A 13,688-nucleotide genomic window follows, 5' to 3' on the forward strand; every position below is an offset into this window, starting at 1 on the left:
ATGCAATATTGAGATTTACATTTCAACAATATAACTAAAAATATTAAAAATCAAGTACGAATTAAAGTACAACATACAACTGCAATAAAATTTATGTAAAACTTAACCCAATTAACCCAGAGTGTCAGCACACGACATCTAATTCATTATAATGAGAATTATTGCTTACATAATCGGGAATAATCTCCTTCATTTTCTTAACTACAGCTCTTTCATCACTTACGCAGTTGATGGCCAATAGTTCCTCTATTAACCGATGCACATACACATAGGGATAGTATATTACCTTGGATATTTTAATTTTCTCATTATAAGTTGGGACGACGAGTTCTGTTTGATTTAATAGCTCTTCATAAAGTTTTTCGCCAGGCCTTAAACCTGTAAATGCAATCTTTATATCCGTATGTGGCGTAAAACCGGCCAACTTAATCATGTTCAGCGCAAGATCAACTATTTTAACTGGCTCTCCCATATCGAAAATAAAGATCTCCCCCCCTTTGCCCATAATCGATGCTTCCAGCACTAATTGCACAGCCTCCGGTATCGTCATGAAGTACCGTGTGATTTCAGGGTGCGTTACCGTAACCGGACCTCCACTTTCTATTTGAGATTTAAATCTGGGCACCACCGAGCCATTAGAGCCGAGAACATTACCGAATCGAGTTGTAATGAATATTGTATGATTTACAAAATCTGTTTGATAATTGTGCAAAGCTTGAATATACATTTCTGCAATTCTTTTAGATGCGCCCATCACGTTGGTGGGCCTCACAGCCTTATCCGTTGATATCATCACAAATTTCTCCACATTGCACTCAATAGAAAGATCTGCGAGATGCTTTGTTCCTAACACATTTGTAAAAACTGCTTCAGAAGGATTATTTTCCATCATGGGCACGTGCTTAAGCGCCGCAGCATGAAAAACAACCTGGGGTCTATAAGTTTCAAAAAGACTTTTTAAGCGATCGTAATTTCTAATATTAGCCATGAATACTTTACATTGAACAGAAGGGAAATGATCTTCTACTTCTAATTGCATTTCATGCAGGGGGCTTTCTGCCTGGTCACATAAAACGACTAACTCAGGGTTGCATTTTAGCACTTGCCTTACAATCTCAGAACCGATAGAACCAGCAGCTCCTGTTACCAATATTCTTTTCCCTCTAAGTTCACTGAGGATATTTTCTGAATCAAGCAATATAGGTTCTCTCTGCAGCAGATCTTCTATTTTAAGATCTGGAAGCTGGCTCAATCTCAATTTGCCTTTTAACCAGTGATTGGAGGCTGGAACAGAAATTACACGAATTCCGCACTCCAGACATTTTTCTATTGCTTTTTTTCTCCCCTCTATATCCAGACAATCTTCCATTACAATCATTTTTTCAACTGAGCACTTTGATTTGAGCAACGGAATAGACGATGAGTGATATACTTTTTTCTGTTCAATATGTTTATTGATCCGGTCTCTGTTGTCATCAATAAAGCCAAGAATGTTAAAATTTCTTTCAGGAGATGAGTCCAACCCTTGCTTTATGAGCAAAGAAGCCGCATCTGCACCATAGATCAACAACACTTCCTTAGTATTATTTTGAAGTTCCTCCAACTGATGAAATAATAATTTCACTCCAATCCTCAAAACAATTAATATAGTTGCAGAAATAAAAAAGTTAATGACCAGCATAGCAGCGAACCAGCGCCAACCAAGCCCCAGATAAGAACTGGCTCCAAAAAATGTAACCACGCCAAATAAAGCATCGGCCAGCAACACAGCTTTAAATACCCTAAACACGTCCTCTATATTGGAATATCTGATTATTCCTGTATGGATACGCATAGCAATGAATACCAGCATTGTAACCAAATTGTATGCAAAAAGATATAGCAATAAATCACTGTCAAAAAACCAATCATATTTAGCATTGTTAACAATCATTAGGGACATCACAAGAGCAAAAGTCACTATTAACTGATCAATTAATAGGATGAGCCATCTTGAATAGACTTTTTTACAAAAAAGAATCTGTTTCATAACATTGGCAATTAAAGAGGAAATGTTTATACTTTTTGAGGCTGACTACGGTATAAGGGAAAAAAATCTATAGTTGATTCTTTGTCAATTCCAGTCTCGGATAAAATAGCATTGTATCTATCCCGGCTAACAATAAAGCGCCAGCTTTGGTAATTAAATGTTAAATGAGAAAAACTCTTTTTCCATTCATAAAGGGAATCTTCTTTAAAACTCAGTCCTCCACCAAGATTGTAATACTTCATTCCAAGTTCACGTCCTAAAAGGGTAATCTCATCAATCAGAAGTTTAGCGGGAGAATCTGAAAGATATTCTTTCCTTGTACCTAGCAAATGCGCCTGTATAATTTGATTAGTTAATACGATAATTGCCCCACAAATCGGGTATCCAGTATCATCATATACAAATAACAACCTTGCATCATACTCATCTGATTTAAGCAGTTGGGTAAAATACTCTTCATTAAACATATAATAATCTGATGCGCCCAGGCGAATCATATTTGAGGTATAAATAGCTAAAAATGTTTGAATATCTTCTGAAGCCGACGCCTCTTTGACATAATACCCCCTCTTTCTCAATTGTTTGATTTTTCTATGCGCCCTTTCCTGATACTGCTTTCTCTGTTCATCAAGTGAAATCGTAAGATCCAAAGCAACCACTTTTCCATTTTCTACTACGCCCTCAAAATTTTCCATCAATGGTTCCTGGTTAAAGAAGGGATGTAGTCTTGAAAAAACAGATACTATTCCTTGTTCCTGAAAAAATTCAAGCAACGCATTCTTGAAATCTAAGATGAATTCTAAGCTCAACGCCGCAAATTCCCGGCTGGATATAGGCCCGCTGTATCCATATACGGAACTCATGTCAAAGAAATCAGAGCAGGGAATTCTTCTTTTCAATAATGGGAATGCGATAAAATCCAATCCTTTCTCATACACGAACAATAATGCATCTCCTTCTGCGGAATGTAAGACGTGATAGGTCCAGGTATGGTAAAAATCAAAATTTACCGACCTTTCGACATACGCCATCCATGTGTCTTTTTGAGTTAAAGTAATTACATGTTTCATACTAAATAATTTGAGTGGTTATTTAAATAATTTTCTCTTATAACACGCATCACGTTGCGCTGATTTTCAATCTCTACTTCTACAAATCCATGCTTTTTATAAATGGCTATTGCCGCAAGATTTTCTTTATCTACCTGAAGAATTACGTGTTCTAAGCCCAATTCGAGGAAGGCAAAGTCCATCATCAATCGCGTTGCCTCTTTCCCTATTCCTCTACCCCAATATTCAGATTCACCTATGAAAAGATGAAATTCCGCACTTCTCCTTGTGATTTTAAGTAACTGAACATTTCCAATGTACTTTCCCGTTTCAATTAAGCAAATCGCAAAACGTTTTTGATCTGTTTTTTTAAGCACATCAGTTATCCACTTCTGTTCAATATCTTTTGTAATCGGCACATCAGGCACAAAACCGGTAAACTTCCAGATTTCAGGATTATTGCGCCACTGACATGACACATTTGCATCTTCCAATACAAGCGGCCTTAGAAATACAGTTGAACTCATAATAATTGTTTTAATACATTAAGGATTCGTTTCATATCTGCATGCGTATACCGATGATCTATTGGAAGTGCGAGCAAATGTGTAGTAAGATAATTTTCATACATTTTCTTTGTAGTCCAGTCTAATACATTAGGCCAATAAGTAGCTACATAAATTCTCTTCTCTAACAATTTCTTTCTGACCAGAGTAGATGATATCAATAATGGATACGCCATGGGTCCATTTACAGATGATGCATCAAATGCGTAATCATTATAATTCACCAGAAAATCGTGGAGATACATAAAATTCGAGTTTCTGCGATACTTACATTCTTTATAATCAATACCTGATAAAATCCGATGGGAAAGCGCGGACATTTTCTTGATAGGATTATTCGAAAGCACAATATTATTTTCAATATAGTCCTGGTAACCGTTTTCAATACCAACATCTATATTTTTTATCAGGTGAGAAAAACGATCACAGGACAAATCTCTTTCCAGCTTTAATCGTACCAGACTGTCTGTATTTAAATACGCTCCATCCGGAACACCAAAAAACTTCCTGCATGAGTAAAATGTATCGAGCCCATCAACAGGCTCAGAAAAAAAAGCTTGAGAATTATCTACAATTAAATTTTTGAACTGTTTACTCAGCCTCAAAATAGTATCTTGTTTAAGCCCAAAATAGTTGGTATACAAAAAACATTCTGTAGGCCCAACTTCAAAATCAAGCACCGGATCCATTTTTTCGTTAATTGTATAGAATTGATATTGAATACCAAGTTTTCTTAAGGGTTCCAATAAAACCTCGCAGGTAAAATAAGGCAGGTAGATCGACGTATAACGTTTCACTTTTAAAATGTATTCAAATGCATTACGTCCAGTATTTAGCTTTAATAATAAAGGATAATAATCTTGACCTTTTTCCAATTGCAATTCCAGGTAACCTCCTAGTGGCTTCATTTTACTTGAGTAAATTTGTTTCATGTCTACTATCCTTGTCCAGGTTGATACATTCTTCTTTCAACAGGCTGATAATATTCCTCGAGATCAGCCGGAACCCTCGAATTGTAACCAAGAACCTGCCTTAAATCTTTACTTAAGCCCTCTCCAAATTCGTAACCCAACATGCGTGGATAGTCTAGTTGCTGCTTAAAAAACGGCTTGGTAAAAGCCATTGTAAGTGCCCTTCTCGGGAAATCTGTATTATTTTTACCCGCAGCATGCCATAGGTTGGCATCAAACAAAACAACACTTCCCTTTTTTGCTAATGCACGATCTGCGTGCCCATAGAAATAGACATTATCGGGTTTCACATCTCCTAAATGGGACTTAGAAAGCATATATGTTGCTCCGTTGTCCAAGGTGAAATCATCCAGGATAACCATCATCTGAACCATCAATTTTAAATCACCCGTAAAACTTCTAATATCTCTATGAACATTCTGAACATACGGTTGCGCATTTTTCAAATTAATTACTGCGCCCATTGAATTGAGAATGTAGTTTCCTCCTAAGAAATGCTTCATTTGTTCATCGCAACATTGCTGTTCCAGGAACCTCAGTGAAAAATTCTCAGACTCTACAAGATGATGGAGTGTTCCATCCATATTGCCAGCAATCCCATTCGCTACCTGAATCTGTCTCCTAACGTTGTATGCGGACACCAAATCATGGTTAATTTGTTCAACAATATCAGCCGGCAGCGCATTTTCATAAATTATCCAACCGTATTCCCGCATGGTTTGGTCAAACAAAACCAAATCTGATTTAGAATAATCAAATTTATTTTTCATCACTTAATTTATTAGATTTTTAAAATCTGCTTAAGATTAAAGCTATACAGATTTGATAACCTCTTTAGCTGTGCTTCTTCGATAAGCAGGGAAGAAATTCGGAGAAGAATCTACGCCACCTTTAACTTGAAAAGTAAGTTCATTATAAACGTGTTGATTATTAACGTAACACCAAATGCAATCCTGCTTTCTCTGTTCCGAAAAATAGCTTTTAAACTGAAATAAACTATCTTCTTTTCCACCAACCCCGCCACCTAAATGAAAGATTCCCGCATCGGTTGATCTACCCATACAACTGATTTCATCAGTAAGCAGTTTACTCGGAGAATCTCCTAGATATTCAGTTGCGGTCGCAGAGAGGTGATTTCTTATGATATGCTCAGATAAGAAAATAATCGCTCCAGATGTGATTTCAATTCCTTTATAGATAAGAATTAATTTCGCAGAAAATTCAGTGGAATTAAGTAGTCCTTCAAAATAATCTTCCGTGAAATAATAATTGGAAGAAGCATGCAGCCTGCTCATATTCTCATTGTACATGTCGGTAAATATTCCGATTTCTGTTTTATCGGAAGCTTCCTTGATCACCAAGCCTGCATGACGTAAATGCCTGATCTGACGAGCCAATCTGGGATGATAATTTGCAATTTGTTCATCTACAGACCGCTTAAGGTCCATGTAAATTGTATTTCCATTATCCCGAACTCCTCCAATAGGTCCTAAAAGGACTTGTTGGTTGAGGAAAGGATGTAGACGTGAAAAAACACATACACACTTTTCTTCGTTCATAAAGTCAATAAATTCTGACTTAAACCTTTCAACGGTTAATGCATCAAGCTGTGAAAGGTCTACATTAGAAACAGGTCCTGCATAACCGTATACGGAAGTTAGGTCAAAATAATTTGTATCTGGAATGCCTCTTTTGATCAGCGGTAGCGCGACAAAAACATGTGCCAACTCAAATACAAAGAGTAACGGTTCTCCTTCTGTATTTAAAGAATGGTAATGCCAGGTGTGGTAAGCTTCGTACATAAGTGCTCTTTCGATATAACGAATCCACTCCATTTTATTCCTAACTATGCGACTGCGATAAGACATGTGTTTTTCGTTAAGTTGAACTATACTATATACTTCCCTCCAGTATTTGAACCATTTGCTTGTTTACTTTATTCACATCAAATTTTTCTTCAGCGTACTTTCTGCCATTTACACCAAACCGGATGATATCGTCAACGTGTCTGACATAGTATTCCATTTTGGCGGTTAATTCGTTCACATTCTTAATTGACACCAAAAAACCATTGATGGCCTTTATTGAAGGATTAACAGTCTCTTTGCAGCCAACTGAATTACTCGTTATTACGGCCCTGCCCATTGCCATGCCTTCCAGAATACACCTTGGCACACCCTCGCCATAATAAGAAGGCAGCACTACAATCGATGAATCGGTAATGTAAGGTCTAACGTCCTGCACTAGCCCCAAATATTCTATAGTCCCATCTGATTTTATTTTGGAATATAATTCATTATTAATAGCATCGATATTGTCATCATAAGGACCAATTAATCTAAATCTAACCTCTGGAAACTTCTGCTTTAAGATTTTGGCAGACTCATAATACTCTTTAATCCCCTTAGCATTAATTAAACGGGCGATCATCAAAAAGCTAATTACTTTCAGATCAGGCTTAGAGTAATCATAATGGGAAAGATCAACACCAGATCCATTAACAACATATGCCCTGTTTTTAGCTGTGAGGATTTTTGCTGAAACCAGTGTATGATAGTCATCTTTATTCTGAAAAATCACTCTCAGATTATTGCTTGCTTTCAAACTAAATTTCAGAAGTATCCTTGTTATTTTTTGAATTAAAGTTCTCTTTTTATCAAGATCCAAAAAGTTATAACCCAACCCGGTCAGCATAGGTGTAATACATTTTATGCCACAAAATTTCGCTACAATAACACCGTAGATTACAGGTTTAAAAGTATAGGGAAAAAATATGTCGGGCTGGATCTTCGATAATAAACTACGAAGGTTTGAAATGTATTTTAAATCTGATAGGATAGAAACATTGCTGGGCTTAAGTTCATTTTCATAAACAGTAACACCCATCTCGTCTAATTTATGCCTTATCCTTGATTGATCAATTTTCGGAGTATAAATACTCACATCATGATTTCTAATCAGCTCTTCAATTAGTTTGCCCCGGAAGTCGAGCAGTGAGCGCGAGGAATCACAGGAGATCAGGATCTTCTTTCTATTAATTTCCATTAGTATAAAATTCTTAGTTACGAATTTGGAAAGACCAGCCTGGTCTATATGAGGCCAGACTGGTCAGCAACTTTTAATACTGAAGGTCAGAAAGTCAATCCTGCAAAAGGAGCCTATTATATGCTCAGTGTAGCACCCGCACCTGCTGATACAACAGCTGGCACATTAGCCGCAGGAATTAGCACAGATTTATACTCATATGATGGTACCCAATCTGATGCCGATGTTGATATTCTGTTTGCTCCAGAACCTTTATAAATATTTGTATTCGCTCCGCTAACATAGCCAGGCTTAGCATTGTATTCTGTATAGATAGGAACTGACTGGTTTTCAAAGTAGTTGTTATCAGTACGAACCGTAGCTCCCATTGTTACTCCAATACCATAACCGCTTCCATTAGATAGGTAGTTGTTAAAGCAATGCATATAACCAAATCTGGTACTTGGCTGACGTTCTGAAACATTGTAAAAATAATTATTATAAACAGTAGTACGCAGGTGACCAGTATCATCTGTATTTTGATCCCCAAAACCGATTAACATTGGAATGTGACTATCATGTAGTCTATTCCATGATAGAGAAATATAATCTGCTCTTTTCCCTACATCCAACAATCCGTCATAATAATCCCAACCATGATTTCGGTCAGAAGAAAGATCACAATGGTCAACCCAAATATGATGTGCTCCTTCTTTTATAATGATGTTAGAATAAGTAACTACATTTTTAATAGTCATATTCTGGATAATGATATTACTTGTGCCGTAAATCATCAGACTAACACCCTCCATGCTCGAACCACTAAGTCCCAATATCGTTTTATTAGATTTTACGTTGATGAAGCCCGTACCGGTAATTTTTCCTGATACTTTTATAATCAGTGGAGAATTTGATTCAGTAGCTGATTTCAGTTGCGCAAGTGTCGTCGCAATTATAGTATTTCCACCCAGACCACCTGTTGTCTTCCCGTCTACAGAGGCATACCCTATAATTGCAGAACTGGATGACGATGGTGGAGTCACAGGTACAACAGGATCCGCAACCTGAGGGGGTTTTACAACACTAGAAGTTCCATCTATAGTGTAGGTATAGGTTCTTCCGTTTGTCCTTGGATCACTATTATCTGATGTTGAAAAATACAAACTACCAGACCAGTGACTAAATCGACCTTTACCCAAAGTCCTTATATCCGAATGCAATGAATGGGCAGGACCAATTTCAACTCCATTTTCAAATATTTTAACTGTTGATGCTGTTGGCTGCGATTGGGTATCACTTGAAGTCCCCAAATCAGCGTAGACTTTATAAGAAAATCCTTCATCTTTTGCTGCTTTAGTTACTGTCAAAGTCCGCGATGATCCAGACGCAGCAACTGCACTAATTTCAGATTCAATTGCATTGGAAGAGCTGTTAATTTTTGCCACATCCGAATCTTTTTTGCATTTACTAAAAGTTAATAAAACCAGAAGTAACAGAAGGCTCATGGGCAAGTGATTTGTTAATTTGTTTTTTCTTTCCATATTATTTTTTTAAAGTATACAATGGTAACGCTTAAAAAGCAAGCATTATACACTCTAAAAATTATGGAAACATACTGATTTTCAGTAAAGAAAGACTCTAAACAAAGGGCGACCGTAATTAGGTGATCTGAAACATTTAATCGTTTATGTTTGATATTTTTTCAGCATTAACAAGAATTTACAAAACATTAATCAAAGAAAACAAAGATGATCCTGGTGAAACAAATAAGAAAAAAATTTTCATCAATAAGTTTTGACAGAAAATGAAAAAAAGATTATTTTTTACTTAAAAAAAAAAAATGAAGGTCGAGAAAAGATGTTACAACACATATACATTTGTAATTTTTACGTCATAAACCAGAGTTAATTTATGACAATTGGTAAAATTGTCGTGGTTTTCTTCTGAAATATCAATATTTTTCAGTATCGTTCTATATAGGAAATACCATGGTTAGGAGATTAAAACCAGCTCCTTCATTTTATTAAGAATTCCTGAATCTGTATAAAAATTCTTATACCAGGAAACAAAGTTTCTAACTCCCTCTTCTACTGAAACTTTAGGATCATAATTCATGAGTTGCCTCATATCTGATATATCAGCCCACGTTTCGGTCACATCTCCACTCTGAAGTGGCAAGTAATTTTTCTGAGCTACGCTATCCGTATTCTTTTCAATTTCCGTGATGAAATCCATAAGCCCAACAGACTGCCCTCTACCTATATTAAAGATGCGATATGGTGCGTTTGATGTCGCAGGCTTTGGTTTAAGCGCATTCCATTTTGCATCACGTTTGGCTGGAGCATCTATCACCCGGACAATACCATCAACAATATCATCTATATATGTAAAATCACGCTTCATCTTACCTTCGTTGAATACATCAATTGGCTTATTTTCCAAGATGCCTTTAGTAAAAATAAATAAAGCCATATCTGGTCGGCCCCATGGACCATAAACTGTAAAAAACCGCAATCCTGTCGTAGGCAGACCAAATAAATGACTGTATGCATGCGCCATTAATTCATTGCTTTTTTTAGATGCAGCATAAAGTGAAACAGGATGGTCTACATGATGATCAGTTGAGAATGGCATATGCTCATTCAACCCGTATACACTTGATGAACTTGCATATACCAGGTGCTTAATATTGTGTACCCTGCAACATTCCAGAATGTTCAGAAAACCTATAATATTGGAGTCAAGATAAGCCTTAGGATTCGTCAAACTATATCTCACGCCAGCTTGCGCTGCCAGATTACAAACTGCATCAAAATGACAATCTTTAAATACCTTTTTTAACTTACCATGATCAGTGATGTCAAGCTTGATAAATTTATACTTTGCATACCTGGTACTTTGCACCATTTCCCCATAGTGTATACTATCCTCAGGAATACCTGTTTCCGCAAGCCTCCGATACTTTAAATTAATATCATAATAGTCATTGATACAATCAATGCCTATCACTTCATCTCCTCTTTCAAGCAGATATTTCGCCAAATGAAAACCAATAAACCCAGCTGTACCGGTAACTAATACTTTCATAATATATAAGTTTAAAGTGTTAAATCGGATAAGAAAGCCGACGCTATAAATTCTTATACCAAACTTCAAGGCCAAAAACGCAAAACAGTATTTTGGCTCTTTTTTCTACTGATATTCTAACCTTATTAGTAATCAATTCTTCAATAAATTTCCTCTTGATTATACTCGGGTATAAAGCATCTGAAGCAAGAAGATAAACATCCATAATTTCCTTGAGCTCGCCGTCCACCCATTTGCTCAAGGGGATTTCAAATCCCCTCTTAGGCTGAGTGATCAATTCGGCAGGTAGGTATCTCTTTGAGAGATCTCTTAAAATTGCCTTAGTCCGTATCCCTTTTATTTTGAAATCATCAGCAAGTCCTGGTGCAAATTCCAATACTTCTTTGGAAAGAAATGGACTACGCCCCTCGAGTGAATGGGCCATGGTAGCAATGTCCATTTTTGGAAGTAATCTTCCAAACAGCATGGATTCAAAGTCCATCAGCAACAACTTCTTTAAAGATGAAATGGGATAACTGTTAAGCCTATTCAAGTCTTCCGTAATACCTTTCATTAAGGGCTTCACTAAAAACTGATCTTCATATCCGACAAACAGGTCTGAAGAAGCCGAACAATACATCTTAACGATATCTGAGTAGCTCGCAAACTTTAGCAACCGGTATATATAAGTGTAATTACTTTGCTTTTTATGAGCTACGGGTAAAATCCCGGTGAGTATTTTTGAACTGATCTTTGTAAAATGTCCTGTATTAAAGAAATCTATATTTTTAAAGGGTACATATCGCCTATAACCACCGAAAAGTTCATCAGCACCATCACCATTTAGCACTACCGTGATGTGCTTCTTCGCTTCTTTTGCTACATAATAACTTGGAATCGCAGAATTATCTGAATTTGGCTCTCCATGATTAACAAGTATTTTTTCTACATCGTCTTTAAGATTTGAAAAATCAATCTCGACAACCGTATGACTTGTATTGTATTTGTCTGCTACTTTTTGCGCCAATGCAGATTCATCAAATGCACCTTCCATTTTTACAGTAAATGTTTTCAGCTTAGGTGAACATTGTGCTCCCATTGCTGTTACCAATCCACTGTCAATACCCCCACTTAAAAAAGAACCTACATCCAGGTCACTACTTTCAATCCTGCGTTTCACCGACGTTAGTAACAATTCGTCCAGACATTCAATCGAATCTTCATACCCCAGTTCTTTTTCTGCCATATAATGATCTTCCATTCTAAACCACGCTGTCTTATCAGCTACCCCGGTAAGCGTATCAATTTTCAAAAAATGGCCATTCTCGAGCTCCTCAACAAACAAATAAGGAGTAGACTTACGGTAGTGATGTCCAAGATACAAGTAGTCGGAAAGCGAAGCATGATCTACTTCTGGGCGAACCACCTGATATAAAGCATTGAGCTCTGAAGAAAATACGTATGACCCTCCTCTAGCATAGATATACAAAGGTTTTTTACCAGCTCTGTCTCTTGCAAGATATACTCTCCTATTGTGCGTATCATAAATGGCAAAAGCAAACATTCCATCAAACTCATTCAGCATCTTCATACCCATTAATTCAAACATCATCAAAATGGTTAATGTGTCCGAATTAGAATTGGCTTTTAGACCATACTTGATCCGCAGATCCATATGATTGTAAATCTCTCCATTGAATACAATAACTAATCCATTATATTCCATTGGCTGCTGTCCGGAAATGCTCAAATCCTGAATAGCTAGCCTCGTATGGTAAAGTTTTACATTATTTACATTTATTTGTCCTTGCTGATCTGGCCCACGATGCCACAAACCTTCAAAAATGCGTTCATCAGGTACCTTTACGCTGTAATTAATTGCTCCGAATATTCCACACATAGTTTCTGATTTTTAACTGGTAAGCTGCTCAATCAATTGCATCCATTCATTCATTACTTTCTCTTCGCCAAAACTCTTTTCTATATGCATTTTGCCTTTCGCACCCAATTTATTTCTCTCAAGAGGATGCATATCCATTATCTTCAGCATATTTGCAGCCATTGAGTATTCATTTTGCCGCTCACATAGAAAACCACACCCAGCCTGTTGTACCAACTCACGGTTGCCGTCAATATCTGTCACCACGACTGGCCGACCGTAAGCCATTGCTTCGAGGATGGCGTTAGGCATTCCTTCAGAAAAAGAAGAAAGTACAAATGCATCTGATCGCTCTAAATAATAAGATGCATTCGGTTTAAACCCCAGAATACGTACATGCTCACTAATCCCCATTTCTTTTATAATTTCATAAGGCCATATTTCACTATTTAATTCGCCTATAATATCTAATCTGAACTTTCTTTCTTTAATCAAGGTAACGGCTTTAAATAAAGTGAGATAATCTTTATTCCATCTGAAATGTGCAACACACACCCATGTAAACAGATTCTCTTCTTCTCGCACTTCATTTGAGCAGATATTGATAGAAATGCCATTATTAATCACCAATCCATTCTTTAATCCAAAATTCTGAACCTCAAAATTATTTTTAGATGCTACAGAATTATAAACTACTGCATCATCAAGTCCTGAAGTAAGTTTAAAAAGCAAATACCACTTTTTAGGAATTACAGATATTCTTATCGTAGAAATCAGTCGAAACTTAAGTCGTAATTTAAGAAGCCGGGCAAATATGATAGCTATAAACATAAATGCGACAATAACATCTGGCCGAAATATTTTAACAGCATTCCACAACATGCTCAAATTAGAAAATGTATTTCTACCCCATTTTCCTAAAAAAACAAGGCTTATACCCGATTTCTCAAGCACACCATTAAATTCATCAATGGGCTTAAGAGAAATAATCAGTACTTTATGACCATTATCCCTTAAGAAAAGCGCAACTTTAAGAAGTTGAGTTTCCGCACCACCCTTACTCATAGATGGTGTCATCAAAATCACTCGTTTACCGGATTTCAT

The 13,688-nt window shown here is 36.6% G+C and carries 11 protein-coding genes; all 11 read right to left on the bottom strand.

What is annotated here, in order from left to right; genetic code table 11:
* Positions 1–124: 124 nt before the first annotated feature.
* On the bottom strand, positions 125–2,029 hold the full coding sequence (locus FA047_RS19165) for a polysaccharide biosynthesis protein (RefSeq protein ID WP_136837708.1): 1,905 nt from the start codon (positions 2,027–2,029) through the stop codon (positions 125–127).
* A gap of 26 nt (positions 2,030–2,055) precedes the next feature.
* Positions 2,056–3,099 carry a GNAT family N-acetyltransferase gene (locus FA047_RS19170; protein ID WP_136837709.1) on the bottom strand — a complete coding sequence of 348 codons (1,044 nt, stop codon included), beginning with the start codon at positions 3,097–3,099 and terminating at the stop codon, positions 2,056–2,058.
* On the bottom strand, positions 3,096–3,605 hold the full coding sequence (locus tag FA047_RS19175) for a GNAT family N-acetyltransferase (RefSeq protein ID WP_136837710.1): 510 nt from the start codon (positions 3,603–3,605) through the stop codon (positions 3,096–3,098). The genes FA047_RS19170 and FA047_RS19175 overlap by 4 nt, the downstream gene beginning before the upstream one ends.
* Positions 3,602–4,552 (bottom strand): hypothetical protein, encoded by a 951-nt coding sequence (locus FA047_RS19180; RefSeq protein ID WP_225872797.1) that lies wholly within the window; start codon positions 4,550–4,552, stop codon positions 3,602–3,604. Before FA047_RS19180 ends, FA047_RS19175 begins: the two co-directional genes overlap by 4 nt.
* A gap of 29 nt (positions 4,553–4,581) precedes the next feature.
* The gene (locus FA047_RS19185; RefSeq protein WP_136837712.1) at positions 4,582–5,385 is read right to left on the bottom strand and encodes a phytanoyl-CoA dioxygenase family protein; all 804 of its coding nucleotides are present in this window, start codon (positions 5,383–5,385) and stop codon (positions 4,582–4,584) included.
* 42 nt (positions 5,386–5,427) lie between these two features.
* The gene (locus FA047_RS19190) at positions 5,428–6,483 is read right to left on the bottom strand and encodes a GNAT family N-acetyltransferase (protein ID WP_136837713.1); all 1,056 of its coding nucleotides are present in this window, start codon (positions 6,481–6,483) and stop codon (positions 5,428–5,430) included.
* A 25-nt stretch (positions 6,484–6,508) separates the two neighbouring features.
* Positions 6,509–7,660: a glycosyltransferase family 4 protein gene (locus tag FA047_RS19195; protein WP_136837714.1), complete on the bottom strand. Its 1,152-nt coding sequence runs from the start codon at positions 7,658–7,660 to the stop codon at positions 6,509–6,511.
* Positions 7,661–7,776: 116 nt separating this feature from the next.
* The gene (locus FA047_RS19200; protein WP_225872798.1) at positions 7,777–9,084 is read right to left on the bottom strand and encodes a pectate lyase family protein; all 1,308 of its coding nucleotides are present in this window, start codon (positions 9,082–9,084) and stop codon (positions 7,777–7,779) included.
* Between the two features lie 547 nt (positions 9,085–9,631).
* Positions 9,632–10,726, bottom strand: coding sequence for an NAD-dependent epimerase (locus FA047_RS19205; protein WP_136837716.1), 1,095 nt, complete (start codon positions 10,724–10,726; stop codon positions 9,632–9,634).
* 43 nt (positions 10,727–10,769) lie between these two features.
* Positions 10,770–12,605, bottom strand: coding sequence for an asparagine synthase (glutamine-hydrolyzing) (gene asnB / locus FA047_RS19210; RefSeq protein ID WP_136837717.1), 1,836 nt, complete (start codon positions 12,603–12,605; stop codon positions 10,770–10,772).
* 12 nt (positions 12,606–12,617) lie between these two features.
* Positions 12,618–13,688 carry a glycosyltransferase gene (locus tag FA047_RS19215; RefSeq protein ID WP_136837718.1) on the bottom strand — a complete coding sequence of 357 codons (1,071 nt, stop codon included), beginning with the start codon at positions 13,686–13,688 and terminating at the stop codon, positions 12,618–12,620.

The sequence above is a fragment of the Pedobacter frigoris genome (assembly GCF_005116445.1).
GTDB classification, from domain to species: Bacteria; Bacteroidota; Bacteroidia; order Sphingobacteriales; family Sphingobacteriaceae; genus Pedobacter; species Pedobacter frigoris.